The sequence below is a fragment of the Aeribacillus composti genome (genome assembly GCF_007827555.1).
Taxonomy (GTDB): Bacteria; Bacillota; Bacilli; order Bacillales; family Aeribacillaceae; genus Aeribacillus; species Aeribacillus composti.
The window spans coordinates 1-23921 of the sequence record NZ_VISS01000013.1; the positions used below are offsets into that span (position 1 = coordinate 1).

General features: G+C 41.0%; 25 protein-coding genes. All 25 read left to right on the forward strand.

What is annotated here, in order from left to right:
* Window positions 1–124: 124 nt before the first annotated feature.
* The 25 genes from FB379_RS08215 to sucC all read left to right on the forward strand — a co-directional run bounded on the left by FB379_RS08215 (window position 125) and on the right by sucC (window position 23921).
* Complete coding sequence (locus FB379_RS08215) at window positions 125–487, forward strand: Asp23/Gls24 family envelope stress response protein (RefSeq protein WP_063388443.1); 363 nt, start codon at window positions 125–127, stop codon at window positions 485–487.
* Between the two features lie 17 nt (window positions 488–504).
* The gene (locus FB379_RS08220) at window positions 505–2172 is read left to right on the forward strand and encodes a DAK2 domain-containing protein (RefSeq protein WP_066246543.1); all 1668 of its coding nucleotides are present in this window, start codon (window positions 505–507) and stop codon (window positions 2170–2172) included.
* Between the two features lie 127 nt (window positions 2173–2299).
* Window positions 2300–4345: an ATP-dependent DNA helicase RecG gene (gene recG, locus FB379_RS08225; RefSeq protein ID WP_144597736.1), complete on the forward strand. Its 2046-nt coding sequence runs from the start codon at window positions 2300–2302 to the stop codon at window positions 4343–4345.
* Between the two features lie 91 nt (window positions 4346–4436).
* Entirely contained in the window at window positions 4437–5039 is a 603-nt protein-coding gene (gene fapR, locus FB379_RS08230) for a transcription factor FapR (RefSeq protein ID WP_063388440.1), read from the forward strand.
* Window positions 5023–6024, forward strand: a complete 1002-nt coding sequence (plsX, locus tag FB379_RS08235; protein ID WP_144597737.1) for a phosphate acyltransferase PlsX — start codon at window positions 5023–5025, stop codon at window positions 6022–6024. Before fapR ends, plsX begins: the two co-directional genes overlap by 17 nt.
* Before the next feature lie 2 nt (window positions 6025–6026).
* Window positions 6027–6968, forward strand: a complete 942-nt coding sequence (gene fabD, locus FB379_RS08240; RefSeq protein WP_063388438.1) for an ACP S-malonyltransferase — start codon at window positions 6027–6029, stop codon at window positions 6966–6968.
* 2 nt (window positions 6969–6970) lie between these two features.
* A complete protein-coding gene (gene fabG / locus FB379_RS08245; protein WP_063388437.1) occupies window positions 6971–7714 on the forward strand; it encodes a 3-oxoacyl-[acyl-carrier-protein] reductase in 744 nt (247 codons plus the stop codon).
* Window positions 7715–7777: 63 nt separating this feature from the next.
* Complete coding sequence (locus tag FB379_RS08250) at window positions 7778–8011, forward strand: acyl carrier protein (RefSeq protein ID WP_063388436.1); 234 nt, start codon at window positions 7778–7780, stop codon at window positions 8009–8011.
* Window positions 8012–8124: 113 nt separating this feature from the next.
* Window positions 8125–8865, forward strand: a complete 741-nt coding sequence (rnc, locus tag FB379_RS08255) for a ribonuclease III (RefSeq protein ID WP_063388435.1) — start codon at window positions 8125–8127, stop codon at window positions 8863–8865.
* Window positions 8866–8951: 86 nt separating this feature from the next.
* On the forward strand, window positions 8952–12518 hold the full coding sequence (gene smc / locus FB379_RS08260) for a chromosome segregation protein SMC (RefSeq protein WP_144597738.1): 3567 nt from the start codon (window positions 8952–8954) through the stop codon (window positions 12516–12518).
* 16 nt (window positions 12519–12534) lie between these two features.
* The gene (gene ftsY / locus FB379_RS08265) at window positions 12535–13518 is read left to right on the forward strand and encodes a signal recognition particle-docking protein FtsY (RefSeq protein ID WP_144597739.1); all 984 of its coding nucleotides are present in this window, start codon (window positions 12535–12537) and stop codon (window positions 13516–13518) included.
* 94 nt (window positions 13519–13612) lie between these two features.
* Window positions 13613–13945 (forward strand): putative DNA-binding protein, encoded by a 333-nt coding sequence (locus FB379_RS08270; RefSeq protein ID WP_063388432.1) that lies wholly within the window; start codon window positions 13613–13615, stop codon window positions 13943–13945.
* 11 nt (window positions 13946–13956) lie between these two features.
* Window positions 13957–15297, forward strand: coding sequence for a signal recognition particle protein (gene ffh, locus FB379_RS08275; protein WP_066246533.1), 1341 nt, complete (start codon window positions 13957–13959; stop codon window positions 15295–15297).
* A 96-nt stretch (window positions 15298–15393) separates the two neighbouring features.
* Window positions 15394–15666, forward strand: a complete 273-nt coding sequence (rpsP, locus tag FB379_RS08280; protein ID WP_063388430.1) for a 30S ribosomal protein S16 — start codon at window positions 15394–15396, stop codon at window positions 15664–15666.
* A 12-nt stretch (window positions 15667–15678) separates the two neighbouring features.
* Window positions 15679–15909: a KH domain-containing protein gene (locus tag FB379_RS08285; RefSeq protein ID WP_063388429.1), complete on the forward strand. Its 231-nt coding sequence runs from the start codon at window positions 15679–15681 to the stop codon at window positions 15907–15909.
* Window positions 15910–16093: 184 nt separating this feature from the next.
* Window positions 16094–16474: a YlqD family protein gene (locus FB379_RS08290; protein ID WP_063388427.1), complete on the forward strand. Its 381-nt coding sequence runs from the start codon at window positions 16094–16096 to the stop codon at window positions 16472–16474.
* 10 nt (window positions 16475–16484) lie between these two features.
* On the forward strand, window positions 16485–17006 hold the full coding sequence (gene rimM / locus FB379_RS08295; protein WP_066246531.1) for a ribosome maturation factor RimM: 522 nt from the start codon (window positions 16485–16487) through the stop codon (window positions 17004–17006).
* Entirely contained in the window at window positions 17003–17737 is a 735-nt protein-coding gene (trmD, locus tag FB379_RS08300; protein WP_063388425.1) for a tRNA (guanosine(37)-N1)-methyltransferase TrmD, read from the forward strand. Before rimM ends, trmD begins: the two co-directional genes overlap by 4 nt.
* A 129-nt stretch (window positions 17738–17866) precedes the next feature.
* Complete coding sequence (gene rplS, locus FB379_RS08305) at window positions 17867–18208, forward strand: 50S ribosomal protein L19 (protein ID WP_063388424.1); 342 nt, start codon at window positions 17867–17869, stop codon at window positions 18206–18208.
* Between the two features lie 211 nt (window positions 18209–18419).
* Complete coding sequence (lepB, locus tag FB379_RS08310) at window positions 18420–18971, forward strand: signal peptidase I (RefSeq protein ID WP_063388423.1); 552 nt, start codon at window positions 18420–18422, stop codon at window positions 18969–18971.
* 9 nt (window positions 18972–18980) lie between these two features.
* Window positions 18981–19835, forward strand: a complete 855-nt coding sequence (gene ylqF, locus FB379_RS08315) for a ribosome biogenesis GTPase YlqF (RefSeq protein ID WP_063388422.1) — start codon at window positions 18981–18983, stop codon at window positions 19833–19835.
* A gap of 265 nt (window positions 19836–20100) precedes the next feature.
* On the forward strand, window positions 20101–20883 hold the full coding sequence (locus tag FB379_RS08320; protein ID WP_094246058.1) for a ribonuclease HII: 783 nt from the start codon (window positions 20101–20103) through the stop codon (window positions 20881–20883).
* Between the two features lie 5 nt (window positions 20884–20888).
* Window positions 20889–22376, forward strand: a complete 1488-nt coding sequence (locus FB379_RS08325; protein ID WP_144597740.1) for a hypothetical protein — start codon at window positions 20889–20891, stop codon at window positions 22374–22376.
* On the forward strand, window positions 22373–22642 hold the full coding sequence (locus tag FB379_RS08330; protein WP_063388419.1) for an EscU/YscU/HrcU family type III secretion system export apparatus switch protein: 270 nt from the start codon (window positions 22373–22375) through the stop codon (window positions 22640–22642). The genes FB379_RS08325 and FB379_RS08330 overlap by 4 nt, the downstream gene beginning before the upstream one ends.
* Before the next feature lie 118 nt (window positions 22643–22760).
* Window positions 22761–23921, forward strand: coding sequence for an ADP-forming succinate--CoA ligase subunit beta (sucC, locus tag FB379_RS08335; protein WP_063388418.1), 1161 nt, complete (start codon window positions 22761–22763; stop codon window positions 23919–23921).

The window sequence follows — 23921 nt, forward strand, 5'->3', positions numbered from 1 at the left end:
TTTGGTGACACATCTATTCTAATCAAGGAATCGGGTTCATGTCTCCTTTTTTGTTCGGATGTAAATTTATGTTAGTGAATTTGCTCATCTACAGTAATGAACGTATGCTAAAGGAGGAACTCGAATGTCCATCGAATTAAAAACGAAATATGGCCAGATCGAAATTTCGAATGATGTAGTCGCACAAGTTGCCGGCGGTGCAGCTGTTGATTGTTACGGAATTGTCGGAATGGCTTCCAAAAATCAAATTAAAGACGGACTCTCAGAAATTTTACGGCGAGAAAATTTCAGCCGTGGAGTGATCGTCCGCCAAGAACAAGAGAGCGTTCATATTGATATGTATATTATTGTCAGCTATGGAACAAAAATATCAGAAGTTGCTCATAATGTTCAAACAAAAGTGAAATATACATTAAATCAAATTCTTGGATTATCTGTCGATTCCATTAACATATATGTGCAAGGGGTTCGTGTAACGAATCCGTAGAGAAGGAGGAAACATTTGTGGCCAATACTTTGCTTGATGGGAAGCGCTTTGCGGAAATGGTGATTCAAGGAGCGAATCATCTATCTAATAATGCGAAAGTGGTGGATGCGTTAAACGTTTTTCCTGTTCCGGATGGGGATACGGGAACAAACATGAATTTATCCATCACAGCTGGAGCAAAAGAAGTACAAAAACATGTTTCATCAAATATCGGTTCTGTAGCTGGAGCATTTGCAAAAGGTCTGTTAATGGGCGCGCGTGGAAATTCTGGGGTTATTTTATCCCAGCTTTTTCGTGGGTTTGCAAAAGCGGTTGAAGGAAAAGAATCGATCAATGCGGATGAATTTGCTAAAGCTTTTCAAGCAGGTGTTGATACTGCCTATAAAGCTGTTATGAAGCCTGTTGAAGGGACCATTTTAACGGTTGCAAAAGATGCTGCGAAAAAAGCTGTTAAAACAGCTAAATCAACCGATGATCTGACAATTGTTATGGAAGAAGTGGTAAAAGAAGCAAAGGAGTCATTAAAGAGAACGCCTGAGCTTCTGCCTGTCCTAAAAGAAGTGGGCGTTGTGGACAGCGGTGGACAAGGACTTGTATTTATTTACGAGGGATTTTTGGCAGAATTAAAGGGAGAGAAAATTTCCGAATCCCCTAAGCTTCCTTCGATGGACAAACTGGTAAGTGCAGAGCATCATAAAAATGCACAAAGTCATATTAATACAGAAGATATTAAATATGGATATTGTACAGAATTTATGGTTCGGTTTGAAAAAGAAAAAGAGCCGTTTTCTGAAAAGAAATTTCGCGAAGATTTATCCCGGTTCGGAGATTCGCTTTTAGTAATTGCCGATGATGAACTTGTCAAAGTACATATCCATTCTGAACAGCCTGGCGAGGTATTGACATACGGGCAGCGCTACGGCAGCTTATTGAATATGAAAATTGAAAACATGCGCGAGCAGCATAGTACAATTGTCAATAATCAAACGGAAAATGTATTATCTACTGAACCGGCGGCACCCAAAAATGAAAAGTACGGAATTATCGCGGTTGCCATGGGCTCGGGAATTTCCGATCTTTTTACATCAATTGGTGCAACAAAAATTATTGAAGGCGGCCAGACGATGAATCCAAGTACGGAAGATTTTGTAAAGGCTGTCGAACAGTTGAACGCAGAGAATATTATTATTTTGCCGAACAATTCCAATATCATTATGGCAGCCAATCAAGCAGCACAAATAACTGATAAAAATATAAGAGTCATTGAAACGAAAAGCGTTCCTCAAGGATTATCCGCCCTGCTGGCTTTCAATCCTGAACTCGGTTTAGAGGAAAACGTAAAGGCGATGGAGGAAGCAAGCAGGAATGTGAAAACAGGACAAGTCACATATGCTGTAAGGGATACAAGTATTGACGGACTTGCGATAGAAAAAGGAGACTTCATGGGGATTTACGAGAAAACCATCGTCGCAAAAGATAAAAGCAAGCTTGAAGCTGCCAAAAAGTTGTTGGATCAAATGATCGATGAAGAGGATGAAATATTGACGATTCTCCAAGGAGAAGATGCATCCGAAAACGAAGTAGACCAATTAGTCCAACATGTTGAAAATCATTATGAACATATCGAAATTGAGGTTCATAATGGAAATCAGCCATTATATTCTTATATTTTTTCAGTTGAGTAGAGCAGGAGGGCTTCGGCCTTCCTCTTTTTATTTCACGGTTTAAGTATTTTTGGTAAACTAAATATCGATATTTCAAACGGTTTTAAAGGAGGTTTCCCGCGGCTAAGTTCAAAGCTGCAAACAGAACATGAACCAATTGCTACAACCGGTCACAGCGGTTAAAGGGGTAGGAGAACAAACAGAACGTTTGCTGCATGATATGGGAATACATACTGTTTCTGATTTGCTTTATTATTTTCCTAATCGCTATGAAGACAACCGTTTAAAGGATCTTGCTGAAGTGAAGCATAAAGAAAGGGTGACAGTCGAAGGAAAGGTTTACAGCGAGCCATTGCTGACCTATTACGGAAAGAAGCGGTCGCGTCTTTCCTTTCGCATGCTTGTCGGCCGTTATGTTGTCACTGCAGTTTGTTTTAATAGACCATATTACAAACAGAAGCTTGCTATCAATCAAGTTGTTACCGTCTCTGGCATTTGGGACCGCAATCGGCAAACTGTCAATGTTCAACAGATTCATTTTGGGCCTCATAAGCAAAATCAAGAAGTAGAACCCGTTTATTCAGTCCGCGGAAAGCTGACTGTTTCAGAGCTAAAACGGATTATCAGGACCGCCATCCAGTCGTATTCCAGTTTTATTCCAGAAAATTTGCCGGAAATGCTCAGGAAGCGATATAAATTGCTGATGAAAGAAGAAGCGGTAAGAGCCATGCACCTTCCCAAAAATGCCGATGAACTGAAACAAGCAAGAAGAAGATTTGTTTATGAAGAATTTTTATTATTTCAATTGAAAATGCAGGCGATTAAACATTTTCGCAGGTCTTCCTCAAGAGGAATTTCTCATCATTTTGATCGAAAAGAATTGCAATCCTTTATCGACACGCTTCCTTTTTCATTAACAAACGCACAAAAGCGTGTCGTTTCGGAAATTTTATCCGATATGTCTTCACCCTACAGGATGAACCGCCTTCTTCAAGGAGATGTTGGATCAGGGAAAACCGCAGTTGCTGCCATTGTGATGTATGCCGCTGTGTTAAGCGGCTATCAAGCGGCATTGATGGTTCCGACGGAAATTTTAGCTGAGCAGCATGCGAAATCATTGTCAAATCTTTTTTCGCATACGTCTGTCCGCATCGCTTTATTAACAAGCTCAATCAAAGGGAAAAAACGAAAAGAACTGCTTCTTCAGTTGAAATCCGGGGACATTAACATGATCATAGGGACGCATTCCCTTATTCAGGAGGAAGTGAATTTTTGCCGTTTAGGGCTTGTGATTACGGATGAACAGCATCGGTTCGGCGTCAATCAGCGAAGAATATTGCGGGAAAAAGGAGAATTCCCAGATGTGTTATTTATGACGGCAACTCCTATTCCAAGAACTCTTGCTATAACTGCATTTGGCGAAATGGATGTTTCCATCATTGATGAAATGCCTTCCGGAAGAAAGAAGGTAAAAACATATTGGGTTCGGCCGGAAATGTTAACCCGAATTCTAATATTTATTGAAAAAGAAGTGAAAAAGGGCCATCAAGCGTATGTGATTTGTCCGTTAATTGAAGAATCGGAAAATTTGGATGTTGAAAATGCTGTGACAGTGCACAGTCAATTAACTCAATTTTATCAGGGCAGAATTCAAATCGGCCTTTTGCATGGACGCATGTCACAAGAAGAGAAAAATCAGGTGATGATGGATTTTAGCGAAAATAAAGTGCAAGTTCTTGTCTCCACGACAGTAGTGGAAGTGGGCGTAAACGTACCGAATGCCACGGTCATGTTAGTTTACGATGCGGAGCGGTTTGGTCTTGCCCAGCTCCATCAGCTGAGAGGAAGAGTTGGCCGGGGAAATTTGCAATCCTATTGCATACTGCTTTCAGATCCGAAATCAGAAATAGGAAAAGAAAGAATGAGAATTATGACGGAAACAGATGACGGCTTCCGTTTAGCTGAAAAAGATTTGGAGCTTAGAGGTCCAGGAGATTTTTTCGGCAAAAAACAAAGCGGCATACCAGAGTTTAAAATCGCCGACATGGTCCATGATTACAGAGCGCTTGAAACTGCGAGATCTGACGCTGCCAAACTGATTCAGTCTGATGCTTTTTGGAAAGATGAACAATTTGCGCCGCTCCGCGATGATTTAGAGGCTTCCGGAGTGTTGAGCGGAGAGAAGCTGGATTAGCCAAAAAAGAATTCATGGTTGCAAACTTATTTCTTTGATTATATACTTGTTATTAGTACCTAGTCTTAATACTAGTCGGACGGTGTAAAAAATGAGACGCAGTAAAAAGGAAAGACAGCGTTTATTGTTGGAAACAATTCAAGAAACGCCTTTTATTACAGATGAAGAATTAGCTGAAAAATTTGGCGTCAGCGTCCAAACCATCCGTTTGGACAGACTAGAACTGTCGATCCCGGAATTAAGAGAACGAATCAAGCATGTCGCTGAACGAAAACTTGAAGATGAAGTCAAATCCCTTCCGATTGATGAAGTGATCGGTGAAATTATTGATCTTGAGCTCGATAAATCGGCTATTTCGATTTTTGATGTTAAAAAAGAGCATGTTTTTAGCCGAAATCAAATTGCACGCGGCCATCATCTATTTGCACAAGCGAACTCTCTTGCCGTTGCTTGCATTGATGATGAATTGGCATTAACGGCTAAAGCGACAATCCGTTTCACACGGCAAGTAAAAGAAAATGAGCGCGTTGTCGCAAAAGCAAAAGTCACTCGCATTGACCGAGATAAAGGCCGCACGTTTGTTGAAGTAAACAGCTATGTCGGCAACGAACTCGTTTTTTCAGGTGAATTTGAAATGTTCAGATCTGCGAATCAATCTAAAAAGGAAGGGGCAAAACATGAAGATAGCCATTGATGCAATGGGGGGAGACAACGCGCCTCAAGCGGTTGTAAAAGGAGCATTAAGAGCGCTTGATGAATTTTCTGATTTGGAAATTGAATTAATCGGAAATGAGTCGCTGATCACTCCATTGTTAGAAGGTAGACATACAAACGTTTCTATTTTTCATACAGAAGAAAAAATTGAAAATGACGACGAACCTGTTCGGGCTGTGCGCAGAAAAAAAAATGCGTCGATGGTCATTATGGCTGAAAGAGTTCGCGACAAAAAGGCGGATGCCTGCATTTCAGCTGGGAATACAGGCGCGCTTATGACTGCCGGTCTGTTTATTATCGGCCGTATAAACGGCATCGACCGGCCGGCGCTGGCACCAACGCTGCCGACCCTTGATGGAAAAGGCTTTGTGATGCTCGATGTCGGCGCTAATGCAGATGCGAAAATGGAACATCTGCAGCAGTATGCAATCATGGGCTCCGTTTATGCAGAAAAGGTGAGAGGGATCAAATCTCCGAGAGTTGGCTTGCTCAACATTGGAACGGAGGAGAAAAAGGGGAACGAATTAGCTAAACAGGCTTTTCTACTTCTATCTCAATCGCCGATCAACTTTGTCGGCAATGTAGAAGCGCGCGACCTGCTGTCAGGAGCGGCTGATGTTGTAGTAACGGACGGTTTTTCAGGAAACATTGCTTTGAAAGCCATTGAAGGCACAGCACTTTCGGTATTTGCCATGATGAAAGATGCGTTGACAAGCTCTTTTACAGCGAAAATTGCTGCAGCTGTTTTGAAGCCGAAATTAAAAGGACTAAAGAAAAAAATGGATTATTCAGAGCATGGCGGGGCTTGCTTATTCGGGCTGAAAGCACCGGTGATCAAAGCCCACGGTTCATCCGATGAGCTGGCTATTTTTCATGCTATTCGCCAGGCTCGGGAAATAGTGGCGAACTCCGTATCTTCAACGATAGAAGAAACGATTCAGAACATGCAATTGAAAGGGGATTGACAATGGGGAAAACTGCTCTTCTGTTTCCGGGACAAGGCTCTCAGCAAGTCGGTATGGGAAAAGATTTTTTTGATCAAGTTCCCATTTCCAAGGAAATTTTTCAAAAAGCAAATGAACGTTTAGACTTTGATTTAACTTCTATTATTTTCAACGGTCCGCAAGAAGAATTGACGTTAACATACAATGCACAGCCTGCACTGCTGACGACAAGCGCTGCGATTTTTGAAGCATTGAAACAGTATGAAGTCGTTTTTGATTATGTTGCCGGACACAGCCTGGGTGAATATACAGCATTAGTGGCGGCAAACGTCATGACAGTTGAAGATGCAGTCTATGTTGTAAGAAAGCGCGGTGAACTGATGGAAAAAGCGGTTCCTGCAGGAGAAGGATCCATGGCTGCCGTTTTAGGTATGGTGCAGGAAGAACTTGAAAACATAACAAAACAAATCTCGAATGAAGGCACACTAGTACAACTGGCAAATTTAAATTGTCCCGGGCAAATCGTTATTTCTGGAACAAAAGAAGGAGTACAAAGAGCTGGGGAGCTTGCTAAAGAAAAGGGCGCCAAGCGGGTAATCCCGCTGGAAGTAAGCGGTCCATTTCATTCTGAATTGATGAAGCCGGCTGCCAGCGAGCTGTCAAAAGTGCTTGATGAAGTGACCATTCAAGATGCATCCGTTCCTGTCATCGCAAACGTGACTGCTGCTCCTGTTCAAAATAAAGATGAAATCAAGAGCCTTTTGATTGAGCAGCTTTATTCTCCTGTTCGATGGGAAGAAAGTGTACGGTCGATGATTCAAGCAGGGGTGACAACGTTTATTGAAATCGGTGCTGGAAAAGTTCTGACAGGTCTTGTCAAAAAGGTGGATCGCAGCGTTAAAACATACAATATTTTTGATTTGTCATCATTAGAAGCAGTTGTTCATGACATAAAGGAGGTATGATTATGCTTTCAGGGAAAACGGCCCTTGTAACGGGAGGAAGCCGCGGAATCGGCCGAGCGATTGCTATTGATCTTGCCAAAAATGGCGCGGATGTTGCTGTAAATTACTCTGGTAATGAGGAAAAAGCCAATGAAGTGGTAAAAGAAATTGAATCCTTAGGACGGAAAGCTTTTGCCATTCGCGCTAATGTTGCAAATGCTGATGAAGTAAACAGCATGGTCAATGAAGTAATCGAACGATTCGGCCGTCTCGACATTCTTGTAAATAATGCCGGAATCACGAAAGATAATTTGCTTATGCGAATGAAAGAATCAGAATGGGACGACGTGATCAACATAAATTTAAAAGGTGTTTTCAATTGTACAAAAGCGGTCACAAGACAAATGATGAAGCAGCGTTCCGGCAGGATCATCAACATCGCATCGATCGTCGGTATAGCTGGTAATGCTGGACAGGCAAACTATGTAGCGGCTAAAGCCGGGATTATCGGACTGACGAAGACGACTGCGAAGGAGCTGGCGGGCCGAAATATTACAGTAAATGCTGTAGCGCCAGGTTTTATTTCAACCGATATGACGGATCAGCTCCCTGAACAAATAAGAAATGAAATGCTCAAACAAATTCCGCTCGGACGTTTCGGCGAGCCGAATGATATTGCCAATATGGTAACATTCATAGCTTCTGATAAAAGCTCCTATATGACAGGGCAAACACTTTGTCTCGACGGCGGAATGGTCATGTATTAATTTTGAATTCGTTGTAGTAATATGAAGACAAATCTTCTATAATACTGGAGGGAGGTGAAAGTTATGGCAGATGTATTGGAGCGTGTTACGAAGATCATCGTCGACCGTCTCGGAGTTGATGAATCTGAAGTAAAGCTTGAATCCTCTTTTAAAGACGATCTCGGCGCTGATTCCCTAGACGTTGTTGAACTTGTTATGGAATTAGAAGATGAGTTCGGCATGGAAATTTCCGACGAAGAAGCGGAACAAATTGTGACTGTAGGGGATGCAGTTAATTACATACAGAGTAAACTATAATTGCATGTTTTTAAAAAGTCCCGTATCTTTGCGGGGCTTTCTCCCTTTTCATCCCTTTTTTTGTTAACATAAAGTAGAGGTTGTTTCATTTGTTTAGAAAATGGAGGTAACGTATGCCTAACAAAACAAATTTAAAAAAAAATTTTTTTAAAAAAATAGAAAAGTTTCGTGATTTCCAAGCAAAAATCGGCATTACGTTCACGAATGAAAAGCTCTTATTTCAGGCTTTTACACATTCATCCTATGTGAATGAGCATCGCAAAAAACCGTATGAAGACAATGAACGGCTGGAATATTTAGGTGATGCAGTATTGGAGCTGACGGTTTCGGAGTACTTGTATAAAAAATATCCGACAATGTCTGAAGGCAATTTAACAAAGCTGAGAGCTGCCATTGTTTGCGAGCCATCGCTTGTTACTTTTGCCAACGAGCTTTCTTTTGGCGAACTCGTTTTGCTCGGAAAAGGAGAGGAAATGACTGGGGGGCGCGGTCGTCCAGCTCTTTTAGCTGATGTCTTTGAGGCATTTATCGGCGCTTTGTATTTGGATCAAGGTCTTGAGTCAGTCACTTCTTTTTTAAATAAGGTCGTTTTCCCGAAAATCGACGAAGGTGCTTTTTCTCATGTGATGGATTTTAAAAGCAGATTGCAAGAGCTTATTCAGCGTGACGGAAAAGGTGTTTTGGATTATAAAATTTTGGAAGAAAAAGGCCCCGCTCATAATAAAGAATTTGTTGCAACCGTATCTTTAAACGGAGAGGTGATCGGTTCAGGAGTGGGCCGTTCCAAAAAAGAAGCAGAACAGCATGCAGCTGAACAAGGATTGCAAAAATTAGGCGAATTCCCCCAAAAATAAACGGGGGATTTTTTATTGATATTGCTCCGATCATTTTTTGTTATGGTAAAATAGGAAAGACTTATTTGGAATGAAAGGGGATCACCATGTTCCTCAAACGTTTAGATATCGTAGGATTTAAATCTTTTGCAGATCGGATCAGCGTTGATTTTGCTGGCGGTGTTACCGCTGTTGTCGGCCCAAATGGGAGCGGAAAATCGAATATAACAGAAGCTATTCGATGGGTTCTTGGGGAGCAATCAGCAAAATCATTAAGAGGATCCAAAATGGAGGATATTATTTTTGCTGGAAGCGATACTCGCAAACGTTTAAATATGGCGGAAGTCACTTTAACTCTTGATAACGGCGATCAGTTTTTGCCGATCGATTATCATGAGGTAAGTGTGACAAGAAGAGTTTACCGCTCTGGAGAAAGTGAATTTTTTATAAACAAGCAATCTTGCCGCTTAAAAGATATTATCGACCTGTTCATGGATTCCGGTCTCGGAAAAGAAGCGTTTTCAATTATCAGCCAAGGAAAGGTTGAAGAAATTTTAAGCGCGAAACCGGAAGATCGGCGGACAATTTTTGAAGAAGCGGCTGGTGTGCTAAAATATAAAACCCGAAAAAAGAAAGCTGAAATAAAACTTGCTGAAACTGAAGAAAATTTAAATAGAGTTCAAGACATTTTATATGAACTGAATGCGCAAATTGAGCCCCTTAAAATGCAGGCATCTATTGCAAAGGATTATTTGGATAAAAAGGAAGAACTGAAGCAGCATGAGGTCGCTCTTCTCGCGCATGAAATTGAAGAGCTTCATGATAGATGGGAAGCATTGAAGCGTTCGGTCGAAGAAAATCGCGATCGCGAACTAGAGCTGACATCGCAAATACAAAAAAAAGAAGCGAATCTGGAAGAAATGCGGGATCAAATCAGTGCATTGGATGAATCAATCAATGATTTGCAGCAAGTTCTTCTTTTGGCAAGCGAAGAACTGGAGAAGCTTGAAGGGAAAAAAGAAGTTTTAAAAGAAAGAAAAAAACATGCGGCGCAAAACGAACAGCAGTTGAAAGAGCAAATCGCTGAGCTGACTGAACAAATAAATCAATTATTAAAAGAAAAAGAAGAGCAAAAAAGTGTCTATGAAACATGCGAAAAAGAAGTAAAAGAACTAAAATCCTTCCTGCAAAAAAAAGAAAACGAGCTGCTAAGCCTGGATGGAAACATCGAGGAAAAGCTTGAGCAGCTAAAAAGTGACTATTTTGAAAAATTAAATGAACTGGCAAGCGCTCGAAATGAAATCAATTATATTGAGGAGCAGCTAAGCTTGCGAAAAGTCAAAGCAGACCGCTTAGACGAGGCAAACGAAAAATATATTTCCGAAAGAAAAGAGCTGAAAAAAGAGAAAGGGAAAATAGAAGCACAGCTTTCTAAAATCGGAAAAACATTGCAAAATCAGCTTTCCTCTTATCATACAGGCTTAAAAACGTTGGAAAGCCTAAAACAACAATATGAAAAGAAGGAATCGCTGCTTTATCAAGCATATCAATATTTACAAAAAGCAAAATCAAAAAAAGAAATGCTAGAGGCGATGCAGGAGGATTATACCGGTTTCTTCCAGGGTGTCCGCGAAGTTTTAAAAGCAAAACACAAGCTAAAAGGCATACATGGTGCTGCTATCGAGCTGTTGACAACGAAACATGAATATGAAACAGCCATTGAAATTGCTCTTGGCGCGGCAAGCCAGCATATAGTCGTTGACGATGAAGAATCGGCAAGACAGGCGATTGCGTTTTTGAAGAAAAATGCATTCGGCAGAGCGACGTTCCTTCCTTTATCTGTCATCAAAGGCCGCTCAATCCCGAAATATCAGCTTTCGATTGCAGAAAGCCATCCTGATTTTATCGGGATAGCGTCTCAACTCGTGGAATATGAATCAGCATATAAGCCGATCATAGAAAATCTGTTAGGAAACGTTATTATTGCAAAAACGTTGGAAGGGGCAAATGCGATTGCCAAACAAATTCAGTACTCGCACCGAATTGTTACGCTTGAAGGCGATGTAGTCAATCCAGGCGGATCGATGACAGGAGGAGCGGTGAAGCAGAAATCACCTTCTTTCCTTACCAAAAACCGAGAGCTTGAGTCGATTCGCGACAAAATTGCGGAAATGGAAGAAAAGACAGCTTTGCTCGAAAAAGAAGTAAAAAATCTGAAGCAATCGATTGCCAAAAAAGAGAAAGAGCTTGATGATCTGCGGGAAGAAGGATCTTCTTTGCGAATGGAAGAGCAAGCTTTGAAGGGCAGCTTGAGGGAAATTGAATTAAAAGAGCGAAATATTAATGATCATTTGAAGCTTTACGATGCTGAAAAAATCGCCTATGTAGAAGAACAGGAGAAGTTAGATGAAAGAAAAACAAAATTGCTGTCCTCCATCGAACAAATGGAAGGACAAATACAACAGCTAGATTCAGAGATTCGTCAGCTGGCCGAGAAGAAGGAGAAACAGCAAAAATCAAAGGAAGAATGGATGCAGGAAATAACAGAGCTCAAAATTATTCTTGCAGGAAAAGAGGAATCCTTTAAAAATAGTAAGGAACAATTAGCACGCCTTGAAAAAGAATATCATCTGGCGATTCAAAAAAAGAAAGAGGCGGAAAAAGATTTACAACTATTATTGGATGAAATCGACCGCGATCACTCCGGTGAAATCCAATTGGAAGAAATAAAAAAGGAGAAGCTTGAGGACAAAAATAAAACAATTGAATTGATCGCATCCCGCAGACGCCAGCGAATGAGCATGCAAGAAGAGCTGGAACGAGAAGAAAAAGAATGGAAAGAGCTGAAGCGCGCTCATAAACAACTGACGGACGTTCTAAAAGATGAGGAAGTAAAATTAAACAGGCTGGATGTGGAGCTTGATCAGCTCTTGAATTATTTGCAAAATGAGTATAAGCTAACTTTTGAAGCAGCAAAGGCCCGCTTTCCTTTACAGATGGAGAAAGAAGAGGCGAAGAAAAAAGTAAAGCTGATTAAACTGGCATTAGAAGAGCTTGGAACCGTAAACTTAGGGGCAATTGATGAGTACGAGCGGGTGCGTGAACGGCATGAGTTTTTAACTGAACAGAGGGACGATTTATTGAATGCAAAAGAAACTCTTTTTAAAGTCATCGCCGAAATGGATGAAGAAATGAAAAAGCAGTTTTCCCAAATGTTTGCCAAAATACGTTCTCAATTCGATATCGTTTTTAAAGAACTGTTCGGAGGCGGAAAAGCGGATTTAATTTTGACAAATCCCGACGATCTGTTAAACACCGGAGTGGACATTATTGCTCAGCCTCCAGGGAAAAAACTGCAATATTTAAGCCTGCTGTCCGGAGGCGAACGCGCTTTGACTGCAATTGCCCTTCTATTTTCCATATTAAAGGTACGTCCTGTTCCGTTTTGTGTTCTCGATGAAGTAGAGGCGGCATTGGATGAAGCAAACGTTCAAAGATTTTCTAAATTTTTGAAGCGTTTCAGTGAGAATACTCAATTTATTGTCATCACCCACCGGAAAGGGACGATGGAAGAAGCGGATGCTTTATATGGTGTGACAATGCAAGAATCGGGAGTGTCAAAAGTTGTATCCGTCCGCTTGGAAGATACAGTTAGATATGTGAAATCGTCGTGAAAGGAAGAAAAAATAAATGAGTTTTTTTAAGAAATTAAAAGAAAAAATTTCAAAGCAGAAGGATTCAGTAACGGCAAAATTTAAAGAAGGGCTTGAAAAAACGAGAAGCTCTTTTACAGAAAGCTTAAATGAACTTGTTTCGCGCTATCGAAAGGTTGATGAAGAATTTTTCGAGGAATTAGAGGAAATTTTGATTACTGCCGATGTCGGCGTTCAAACGGTCATGGACTTGATCGATGAATTGAAAAAGGAAGTGAAAAGGCGAAACATTCAAGAACCGAAGGAAGTGCGCGCTGCCATTTCCGAAAAGCTTGTTGAAATTTACCAAGGAGAAGACGGCGCTCCTACCGATTTAAACATTGAAGACGGCCGGTTAAACATCGTATTGTTTGTTGGCGTCAATGGTGTTGGAAAAACGACGACGATCGGAAAGCTTGCACATCGATTAAAAGAAGAAGGAAAATCTGTCCTTCTTGCTGCCGGCGACACGTTCCGAGCAGGCGCCATCGAACAGCTGGAAGTTTGGGGGGATCGGGTTGGCGTAGATGTGATTAAACAATCGGCAGGCTCTGATCCTGCTGCCGTCGTGTATGACGCCATTCAGGCCGCTCGCTCTCGCAAAGTAGACGTCTTATTATGTGATACTGCTGGACGGCTTCAAAATAAGATGAATTTAATGAAAGAGCTTGAGAAAGTAAAGCGGGTTATCGAACGGGAAATTCCAGGTGCTCCGCATGAAGTGCTGCTTGTCCTTGATGCAACAACAGGACAAAATGCAATGAGCCAGGCAAGACAGTTTTCGGAGGCGACAAATGTCACTGGAATTGCCTTGACAAAATTGGATGGCACTGCGAAGGGAGGAATTGTTCTAGCCATTCGAAATGAGCTGAACATTCCTGTAAAACTGGTGGGGCTTGGCGAAAAAATGGACGATCTTGAGAAATTTGATGCAGAGAAATATGTTTATGGGCTGTTTGCCGATTTAGTAGATGAAGCGTAACGTAATTGTGTTAAGAAAAAAACTTGACATCTACAGTTAGAATCGATACACTAAAAACATGTAAAGGCAATTCACTTAACAACAGGGGGTGTTGATGTTGCTTGAAAAAACAACGAGGATGAATTATTTATTTGATTTTTATCAGTCGTTGTTGACGCCAAAGCAAAAAAGCTACATGTCTCTGTACTACTTGGATGATTACTCCCTAGGTGAAATTGCTGAAGAATACAACGTCAGCCGCCAGGCAGTGTACGACAACATAAAACGGACGGAAATGATGCTGGAGGAATACGAGCAGAAGCTTCAGCTGTTCAAGAAATTTCAAGAGCGTAAAAAAATAATTGAAAAGCTGAAAGGTCTGCCTTTCCAATCAGAAATGAAGGAAGAATTTGACCGACTACTTCATCTTTTGGAAAAACTGGATTAGGAGGAGCCGCCATGGCTTTTGAGGGATTAGCCAACCGACTGCAAAACACGATGGCTAAAATCCGCGGCAAAGGAAAGGTTTCTGAAGCGGATGTCAAAGAAATGATGAGGGAAGTTCGTCTTGCTCTTTTGGAAGCGGACGTCAACTATAAAGTCGTCAAAGACTTTATTAAGAAAGTCAGCGAAAGGGCTGTTGGCCAGGAAGTCATGAAAAGCTTGACACCAGGCCAGCAAGTTATCAAAGTAGTGAAAGAAGAGCTGACCGAGCTGATGGGCGGCGAGCAGAGCAAAATTGCCGTAAGCAAACGGCCGCCGACGGTGATTTTGATGGCGGGCCTTCAAGGTGCAGGGAAAACGACTACGACTGGAAAGCTTGCCAACTACTTGCGAAAAAAACATAACCGAAACCCGCTTCTTGTTGCAGCTGATATTTATCGTCCTGCAGCCATTAAACAATTAGAAACATTAGGAAAGCAGCTTGGCATGCCTGTATTTTCACTCGGCGACAAGGTAAGCCCTGTTGAAATAGCCAAACAGGCGCTGGAATACGCCAAAAATGAGCATCATGATTATGTTCTCATTGATACAGCCGGACGCTTGCATATCGATGAAAATCTGATGGATGAATTAAAGCAGGTGAAGGAAGCTGCAAATCCTGATGAGATTTTTCTCGTTGTCGATGCCATGACTGGACAAGATGCCGTCAATGTGGCAAAAAGCTTTCATGATGAGCTTGGCATTACCGGTGTTATTTTGACAAAGCTTGATGGGGATACACGTGGCGGTGCTGCGCTTTCCATTCGTGCGGCAACAGGTGCTCCGATTAAATTTGCCGGGATGGGCGAAAAGCTGGATGCGCTCGAACCGTTTCACCCCGAACGAATGGCATCGCGTATATTAGGAATGGGAGATGTCTTGACCCTGATCGAAAAGGCTCAAGAGAACGTCGATCAGGAGAAAGCGAAGCAGCTGGAAGAAAAAATGAGGACGATGTCTTTTACTTTCGATGATTTTTTAGAGCAGCTTGAACAAGTAAGAAACATGGGTCCTCTTGATGAGTTGATTTCCATGCTGCCTGGTGCAGGGAAAATGAAAGGCTTGAAAAACATTCAAGTTGATGAAAAGCAGCTAAGCCACGTTGAAGCGATCATCCGCTCCATGACAAAAGAAGAAAAAGAGAAGCCGGAAATTATTAATGCAAGCAGAAGAAAACGGATTGCTAAAGGGAGCGGTACTTCTGTCCAGGAAGTAAACAGGCTTTTAAAGCAGTTTGAAGAAATGAAAAAAATGATGAAGCAAATGACTTCAATGACAAAAGGCAAGCGAAAAGGATTTAAATTTCCTTTTATGTAATAAAAATTTATTCTGTTAAGAAAAAACACTTTACAAACTTTTTGATCATTGATAATATTCTATTTTGTTGAAAATATTTCGGAGGTGTAAAAAAATATGGCAGTTAAAATTCGTTTAAAACGCATGGGTGCAAAAAAATCTCCATTTTATCGCATTGTTGTAGCTGATTCCCGTTCTCCTAGAGATGGACGTTTCATTGAAACGATCGGTACGTACAATCCAGTAAAGGATCCTGCTGAAGTGAAAATTGACGAAGAATTGGCTCTTAAGTGGCTTCAAAACGGTGCAAAACCGTCTGACACTGTTCGTAACCTGTTTTCGAAACAAGGGATTATGGAAAAATTCCACAATGCGAAATATAGTAAATAATGTGTGATTATTATGGAACAGTTAATAACAACAATTGCCAAAGCTATTGTTGATCATCCGGATGAAGTCAAGGTGAACAGAGAGGAGAAAAAAGGTGAAATTGTATATACTCTTTCTGTTCACCAAGACGATATTGGCAAAGTGATTGGAAAACAAGGCCGTATTGCAAAAGCGATCAGGACGGTCGTTTATGCAGCGGCTAGCGGCAAATCAATGAGAGTAACGCTTAAAATTAATGATTAAAAGGTGAGGGGATTGCTCCTCGCCTTTTTTACAAAAGAAGAAAAGCTGATTTCGCAGGATCAAAAAATCACATTTGAAATTGCGACGATTCCAGACCTCCCTCTTCTGGCCAGAAGGGAAAAGCCGGGAGGGATCTTCCATGAATATACTCCTCGGAGCAATTTTATGACTGGAGGAGAGAGGAATGAAAATCATTTATCCGATCACAGTAAAGCAAATATTGACGGAAAACAGCAAGGAAAAACTGATTCATAAATGGCAGGCAAAAAAAGAAGAAATGAAACGGGAATGCGATCAATTATATTTTCAGCTGAAAAAAGCTGAAAAAACAACAAAAAACCAGTCCATCATTTCCCAGTACCATCAGGAAATCAACAAAAGAAAGGAAAAAATGAAGTTGATGGAATTTAAGCTTCAGCAAATCGATATGCTCCCTCTAGGCAGCGAATTAAAAGAACGGGAAGTGAACGCAGTAATCGAAGTAAAAGAAGGCGACAACTGGGATCAATTGCTGAATGAAAAAACGATTGTGATCGAAGATGGAGTAGTAAAAGAGATTCGCTAGAGGTGATCATATGGCCGAAAAATGGTTTCAAGTCGGAAAAATTGTCAATACGCACGGAATTCGCGGCGAAGTGCGCGTCGTTTCCGTAACTGATTTTCCTGATGAGCGATATAAACGCGGAAACCGTTTATACATTTTTCAAAAAGACAAAGAGCCTGTTGAAGTCATTGTCAAATCTCATCGAATTCATAAAAATTTTGATTTATTGTCTTTTGAAGGGTATGATTCGATCAATGAGGTTGAGCCGTTTAAAGGCTCAGACATAAAGGTTCCAGAAAGCCAGCTTGGCAGCCTGGATGAAGGAGAATATTATTTTCATGAAATTATCGGATGCTCCGTGTATACCGAAGACGGCGATGAGCTGGGGATCATAAATGAAATTTTAACGCCCGGTGCTAACGATGTGTGGGTTGTCAAACGAAAAGGCAAAAAAGATTTGTTGATTCCATATATCGAGGATGTTGTGAAACATATTGATGTGAAAGAGAAGCGAGTCATCATTTTTCCTATGGAAGGGTTATTGGACAAATGATTATCGATGTACTGACTTTATTTCCTGATATGTTCGCTGGAGTTTTTAACCAATCGATTTTAAAAAAAGCTCAGGAGAAGGATGCTGTTTCGATTAACGTTATTAATTTTCGAGACTATTCAACAGACAAGCATCAGTCGGTCGATGATTATCCGTACGGTGGCGGTGCCGGCATGGTATTAAAGCCGGAGCCGATCTTTCATTCTGTTGAGGCTGTAAAAGAAAAGCGAAACGCACAGCATTCGAAAGTCATACTTGTTTGTCCGCAAGGAGAACGCTTTACCCAAAAAAAAGCAGAGCAGCTGGCTCAAGCAGATCATCTAATATTTATTTGCGGGCATTATGAAGGCTACGACGAAAGAATCCGTTTTCTTGCGACAGACGAAATTTCAATTGGAGACTTTGTCCTGACAGGTGGCGAGCTTGCCGCGATGGTCATCATTGACTGTGTTGTGCGTCTTCTACCAGGTGTTCTCGGAAATGAAGAATCGCACCAAAATGATTCTTTTTCAACGGGACTGCTTGAACATCCGCATTACACCCGCCCTGCTGAATTCAGGGGGATGAAGGTGCCTGATGTGTTATTGTCAGGCCATCACGAAAAAATAGCCGAATGGCGGGAAAAAGAATCGCTCCGAAGAACATGGGAGCGCAGACCTGACTTATTGGACGGCTATTCTTTAACGGAAAAGCAAAAAAAATGGCTGGAAGAAATAAAAAAGGCGAAATGAATGCTTGCAAATGGTTTGTTTCCTATGATAAGATACGTTTTGTGACATAGACAGCCGGTCTTGTCTTTTTAAAACGATGTTCCGCTGCAAGCATCTTGTATGAGCATCTGTTGGAAGGAGATGATTGCGATGCAAAAATTAATTGAAGAAATTACGAAAGAACAACTTCGCACAGATTTGCCTGAATTTAGACCTGGGGATACCGTCCGTGTTCACGTGAAGGTTGTTGAAGGCTCCCGTGAACGGATTCAGGTTTTTGAAGGAGTTGTGATTAAACGCCGCGGCGGCGGTATTAGCGAAACATTTACCGTTCGTAAAGTTTCTTACGGCGTAGGTGTTGAACGTACATTCCCGCTGCACACTCCAAGAATTGCGAAAATCGAAGTTGTTCGCCGAGGCAAAGTGCGTCGTGCAAAACTTTACTATTTGCGCAATCTACATGGTAAAGCAGCTCGCATTAAAGAAAGATAAACATTCGAACATAAAAAGGGCTTGTATTCAATACAGGCCCTTTTGTCATGTGAGCAGTCATTCACTTATGAATTCATTTAATATTTTTGGAAAAAATTATTTAGCGAAAGCATAATCTGTTTAAAAATAGGTGGACATGTTCTTTTGTTAAGCCAATAATTGTATTAAAATAAATAAAAAACCATTTTAAAAACATAAAGGTGTGAAAGAAATGTCACGTAAAAAAAATGAATTTTTTGAGTGGATGAAAGCTCTAGGTGTCGCCGTCTTGTTGGCGGTCGTCATTCGGACATTTTTCTTTGCTCCGATTGTCGTTGATGGAGTTTCCATGATGCCGACATTACAAGACCAGGACCGAATGATCGTGAATAAAATCGGAACGAAGCTTGGTGAAATAAAACGCTTTGACATTGTCGTCTTTCATGCAACGGAAGAGAAAGACTACATTAAGCGTGTCATCGGTTTGCCTGGCGATCATATAGAATATAAAGATGACACCCTCTACATTAACGGCAAGAAGTATGAAGAGCCATACTTGGAAAAATATAAACAAAACGGCGTGGATGGCCCTTTAACAGAACCATTTAAACTTGAAGACATTATTGGAAGATCAACTGTGCCTGAAGGCGAATTGTTTGTTATGGGTGATAATAGAAGATACAGCAAAGACTCGCGGCATATAGGGACCATTCCGATTGAATCAGTTATGGGGAAAACTAATTTTGTTTATTGGCCGCTTTCTGAATTTGGAGTTGTAAAGTAGGTGAAGTAGATGACGATTCAATGGTTTCCAGGGCATATGGCAAAAGCGAGACGGCAAGTTGTTGAAAAATTGAAACTGATAGATATTGTCTATGAGCTTGTCGATGCCCGAATCCCTCAGTCATCGAGAAATCCGATGATTGATGACATTATTGCCAATAAAAAAAGAATTTTAATTTTAAATAAAAAGGATATGGCAGACGAAAGCATTACGAAAGAATGGATTCAGTACTACAAAGAACAGGGCATTGCATCAATAGCCATCGACTCGCAAACAGGATCAGGACTAAAACAAATCGTGCAGCTTTCAAAAGAACTGCTCGAAAAAGAACGTGAAAAAATGAAAGCAAAAGGGGTAAAACCAAGGGCGATCCGCGCATTAATTGTTGGAATTCCGAATGTCGGCAAATCAACGCTGATCAATCGCCTTGCAGGAAGAAACATTGCCAAAACCGGCGATCGTCCAGGCATAACGAAACAGCAAAGCTGGATCAAGACAGGAAAAGAATTGGAGCTGCTCGATACCCCAGGCATTCTTTGGCCGAAATTTGAAGATGAAGAAGTCGGGCTGAAGCTGGCTGCGACAGGCGCCATTAAGGATGAGATTTTAAATTTGCAGGATGTAGCAGCTTATGCGATGCGATACTTGATCAAGCATTATCCAGATCGTTTAATGGATCGCTATCAAATCGACAATCTATCAAATGAAAATGAAATCGTCGACTTATTTGATCATATTGGAAAAAAAAGAGGCTGTTTATCAGCTGGCGGCCTGATAGACTATGACAAGACGGCGGAAGTGTTCATAAGGGATGTTCGGACATTGAAGCTGGGGAAAATAAGTTTTGACCGGCCAAATGAATAAAGGCACGCATTCCGCGTGTCTATATTTTATTTTTAACAAAACTCGTTCACTTGAGAGAAGCGGTGCAATCGGCGCTTAACCGGTTAATCGGTTTTCCTTTCTTGACGGGTAAAGAGCTTTCGGGAAATAGTAAAAAAGTCTTGAAAGTCATTTGAGCATGTGAAAAATAGACGCTTAATCAAATTGCAGCCGAGGAAGCCGTTCATGTACAAACTATTCGAACGAAATTTACAAATGCAAATATTAAGGGAGAGGTTGAAGAAAGTTGAATTTAACGGCGAAGGAAATTGAAGAAAAGCTCAGTGCCATCCATGATATAAACGACCCTTTTTTTCTTGCCTGCCAAAAAGATGAGCGGAAAACCGTCCAAAAATTAGTAAAAAAATGGCTGAAGCAATATGAAAAAGAGCAGCAATTGAGACAGCAGTTTCAAAACATGTGCAAATACGAAAGAGAATTGAAAGAAAAGGGATTTCGAATGCTGGCAGGCATTGATGAAGTGGGAAGAGGGTGTCTTGCAGGTCCGGTCGTTGCTGCTTGCGTGATTTTGCCTGATGAATTTTATTTGCCGGGGCTGACGGACTCGAAAAAAATTTCGAAGCAAAAACGGGAAGAGTTTTTTCAATACATAATGGATCTGGCAGTAGATGTCGGGATTGGGTTTGTGTCGGCAAAAGAAATTGATGAACTAAACATTTACAATGCGACAAAAAAAGCAATGCTTTTAGCCATTGATCAATTAAAGCAGGGAAAGCCGGATCATTTATTGATTGATGCTCTTGAATTACCAATTAATATTCCGCAGCTTTCCATCATTAAGGGTGATGAAAAAAGCATTACGATTGCAGCAAGCTCCTGCGTCGCAAAAGTTGTGAGAGACAGGTACATGGAAGAGCTGGGAAAGCAATTTCCGGAATACGGCTTTGAACGTCATGTGGGCTACGGTACAAAGCAGCATTTGGAAGCGATCGAGAAGCACGGTGTGACGGAGCATCATCGGAAAAGCTTTGCTCCGGTACAAGATGCGTTAAACTTTTTTAACGGGTGATAAGAATGAATGAAATATCTGCTCTTCTTAGGAAGATAAGTCTTCAATCTCTTTTTGATCCCGCGGCCAAAACATTTCAAGATCAAGAGATTGTGAAAGGAAAAGTGTTGAAAATTTATCCTAATTCTCATGCATTGCTTGCAATTGGAAAAATGAAATTAACCGCTGCTGTTGAGGCGGATATTCAAGCAATGAAAACTTATTGGTTTCAGACTGAAGTAACGGAAAGCGGAATCAGACTGAAGCTTTTGTTTCCGGAAAAAGATGAAGGTCATACAGGCCGGGCTATTCTTGAACATTTCCGCCTGCCTGCTGACAATGCGGCCTCGCAGCTTATTGATTTGCTGCTGGAAAATGAAATTCCTTTTTCCAAAAAAGACTTGGCTCTTGCCATCAACATTTTGCAGTCCTTTAAGGGAAAAGCTCCTCGTGAAAGTTTATTTCAGGCGCTTCTCATCGCTTTTGAAAAAAAACTGCCAATTGCGGAGCATGTCATCCGTCCTTTGCTGGCTGTTCTAGACGAGAAGAAGCTGTCTCAGCTCCTTTTTCAATTAGACGAAATGTTAAACAATAGCGGAAGAGCCGAGGACATGAAAGATCTAAACCGAAACCTGTTTCAGCTTACAAACCTTCGTTTTCTTTATAAAGCCGAAGAAGTGAACCAAATATTGCGAGAAAGAAATGACACCTTTTCCAAGCAATTGTTGAATAAGCTTGAATTTTGGATGAAAGAAAATCCGCTAGCCATTAAGCAGCTTATACTGAATGAAAACAGTGAGCAAGCATTGCTTCAACCATTCACAAAAGACAAGGCGAACGGAAGTAGAATTGGACAAATGCTGAACGCGGAAGAAAAAAATACGCTGAAAGCGATGTTTCAGCAAAGCATCCACAACGTTTCCGCTCAAGAAGTGAAACAATTGTTAAAAACAGCGATAGCCAAAATCGGCTTATTTGAACATGCTGAAAGCAGTAGCGGTCAGAGTGAATGGCCATTAAAGACACTGCTTATAAAATATTTGCAAAATATGGAACATTCAAGTTTAAGAGGGGCGATGGAGCGCGCTTTAGATTACATAAACGGACAGCATTTTATGCGGGAACAAAAAGGACCTGTTGAACAATTTTTTATTCATGTCCCGATTCAGTTAGGAGAGCAATGGACGGATATTACAATCCAAATCAACGGAAAAAAAGACGAAACAGAAAAAATAAATCCTAATTTTTGCCGAATCATTTTTTCATTGTATTTAAAAGAAATAAAAGAAACAGTAGTGGACGTATTCATTCAAAATCGCGCTGTAAAAGTTACGATTTACAACGACATTCTTGAAGAAAGCGATATTGTTCAGCATTTGGGAAGCCTTCAGGAAAATTTAAAACAAATCAATTATGTTTTAACAGGAGTTTCTATCCAAAAAGGAAAAACGGATGAACAAACTCAAAAGGTCATTTCCGGACAACCTTACCAGAAGGTGGACATCAAAATATGAAAAAAGAAACAAAAGATTTAAAAGCTGTTGCCCTCAGCTATAACGATGAAAAGGACGCCGCGCCAAAAGTATCGGCAAAAGGTAAAGGGTATGTCGCTGAAAAAATCATTGAAAAAGCGAGAGAAAACAATGTTCCGATTCAAGAAGATCCCTCGCTTATTGAACTTTTGTCAGAAGTGGAAATAAATGAGCAAATTCCCGAGGAGCTTTATGAAGTGGTAGCTGAGCTTTTAAGCTTTATATACCGCTTAGACCAGCAAAGATGAAATAAACGACGTCTTTTTATAAAGAATGGTAGACAATGATGAAACATTTTTATACAATGAAAGCGCAGTCTAAAATTGCCTCGAAAAGGCTAAGATACATAAGTTAGGAGGATGGGATATGAATATCCATGAGTACCAGGGGAAAGAAATCCTCAGAAAATACGGCGTCACGGTACCGAACGGCAAAGTTGCGTTTTCCGTTGAGGAAGCGGTTGAAGCGGCAAAAGAGCTGGGTACTGACGTAGTGGTAGTCAAAGCGCAAATTCATGCTGGCGGCCGCGGGAAAGCTGGCGGAGTAAAAGTAGCGAAAAGTTTAGAAGAGGTTCGCGAGTATGCTAGTGAATTGTTAGGAAAAACGCTCGTTACACATCAAACAGGACCAGAAGGAAAAGAAGTCAAACGTCTTTTAATTGAAGAAGGCTGTGACATTAAAAAAGAATATTATGTTGGTTTTGTTGTTGATCGCGCAACCTCCCGCGTTGTTTTGATGGCGTCTGAGGAAGGCGGCACCGAAATTGAAGAAGTGGCAGCGAAAACACCGGAAAAAATCTTCAAAGAATATATTGATCCGGCAGTAGGACTTCAACCTTTCCAAGCTCGCCGAATCGCATTTAACATTAACATTCCGAAAGAATTAGTCGGACAAGCTGTTAAATTTATGTTGGGACTTTATCAAGTATTTGTCGAAAAGGATTGCTCTATTGCGGAAATTAACCCGCTTGTCGTTACAGGCGACGGAAAGGTTATGGCTTTGGATGCTAAACTAAACTTTGACTCCAATGCATTATACCGTCAAAAAGATGTGTTGGAATATCGTGATTTAGATGAGGAAAATCCGAAAGAAATTGAAGCTTCAAAATATGATTTAAGCTACATAGCTCTTGATGGCAATATCGGGTGTATGGTAAACGGAGCAGGTCTTGCCATGGCAACGATGGATATTATTAAATATTACGGCGGTGAGCCAGCAAACTTCCTAGATGTCGGCGGCGGCGCAACGGCAGAAAAGGTTACGGAAGCGTTTAAAATTATTTTGTCGGATGAAAACGTAAAAGGGATTTTCGTCAATATCTTTGGAGGCATTATGAAATGCGATGTCATCGCACAAGGTGTCGTTGAAGCGACAAAACAAGTTGGCTTGACGATCCCGCTAGTCGTTCGTCTTGAGGGAACGAATGTTGAGCTTGGTAAAAAAATACTAGAAGAGTCAGGCCTAAATATTACATCTGCAGAGTCTATGGCAGACGGGGCGCAAAAAATCGTTTCATTAGTGAAATAG

Coding starts and splice junctions, on each gene's coding strand:
- FB379_RS08215 (WP_063388443.1), top strand. CDS start 125: ATGTCCATCGAATTAAAAACGAAATATGGCCAGATCGAAATTTCGAAT.
- recG (WP_144597736.1), top strand. CDS start 2,300: ATGAACCAATTGCTACAACCGGTCACAGCGGTTAAAGGGGTAGGAGAA.
- fapR (WP_063388440.1), top strand. CDS start 4,437: ATGAGACGCAGTAAAAAGGAAAGACAGCGTTTATTGTTGGAAACAATT.
- plsX (WP_144597737.1), top strand. CDS start 5,023: ATGAAGATAGCCATTGATGCAATGGGGGGAGACAACGCGCCTCAAGCG.
- fabD (WP_063388438.1), top strand. CDS start 6,027: ATGGGGAAAACTGCTCTTCTGTTTCCGGGACAAGGCTCTCAGCAAGTC.
- fabG (WP_063388437.1), top strand. CDS start 6,971: ATGCTTTCAGGGAAAACGGCCCTTGTAACGGGAGGAAGCCGCGGAATC.
- FB379_RS08250 (WP_063388436.1), top strand. CDS start 7,778: ATGGCAGATGTATTGGAGCGTGTTACGAAGATCATCGTCGACCGTCTC.
- rnc (WP_063388435.1), top strand. CDS start 8,125: ATGCCTAACAAAACAAATTTAAAAAAAAATTTTTTTAAAAAAATAGAA.
- smc (WP_144597738.1), top strand. CDS start 8,952: ATGTTCCTCAAACGTTTAGATATCGTAGGATTTAAATCTTTTGCAGAT.
- ftsY (WP_144597739.1), top strand. CDS start 12,535: ATGAGTTTTTTTAAGAAATTAAAAGAAAAAATTTCAAAGCAGAAGGAT.
- FB379_RS08270 (WP_063388432.1), top strand. CDS start 13,613: ATGTTGCTTGAAAAAACAACGAGGATGAATTATTTATTTGATTTTTAT.
- ffh (WP_066246533.1), top strand. CDS start 13,957: ATGGCTTTTGAGGGATTAGCCAACCGACTGCAAAACACGATGGCTAAA.
- rpsP (WP_063388430.1), top strand. CDS start 15,394: ATGGCAGTTAAAATTCGTTTAAAACGCATGGGTGCAAAAAAATCTCCA.
- FB379_RS08285 (WP_063388429.1), top strand. CDS start 15,679: ATGGAACAGTTAATAACAACAATTGCCAAAGCTATTGTTGATCATCCG.
- FB379_RS08290 (WP_063388427.1), top strand. CDS start 16,094: ATGAAAATCATTTATCCGATCACAGTAAAGCAAATATTGACGGAAAAC.
- rimM (WP_066246531.1), top strand. CDS start 16,485: ATGGCCGAAAAATGGTTTCAAGTCGGAAAAATTGTCAATACGCACGGA.
- trmD (WP_063388425.1), top strand. CDS start 17,003: ATGATTATCGATGTACTGACTTTATTTCCTGATATGTTCGCTGGAGTT.
- rplS (WP_063388424.1), top strand. CDS start 17,867: ATGCAAAAATTAATTGAAGAAATTACGAAAGAACAACTTCGCACAGAT.
- lepB (WP_063388423.1), top strand. CDS start 18,420: ATGTCACGTAAAAAAAATGAATTTTTTGAGTGGATGAAAGCTCTAGGT.
- ylqF (WP_063388422.1), top strand. CDS start 18,981: ATGACGATTCAATGGTTTCCAGGGCATATGGCAAAAGCGAGACGGCAA.
- FB379_RS08325 (WP_144597740.1), top strand. CDS start 20,889: ATGAATGAAATATCTGCTCTTCTTAGGAAGATAAGTCTTCAATCTCTT.
- FB379_RS08330 (WP_063388419.1), top strand. CDS start 22,373: ATGAAAAAAGAAACAAAAGATTTAAAAGCTGTTGCCCTCAGCTATAAC.
- sucC (WP_063388418.1), top strand. CDS start 22,761: ATGAATATCCATGAGTACCAGGGGAAAGAAATCCTCAGAAAATACGGC.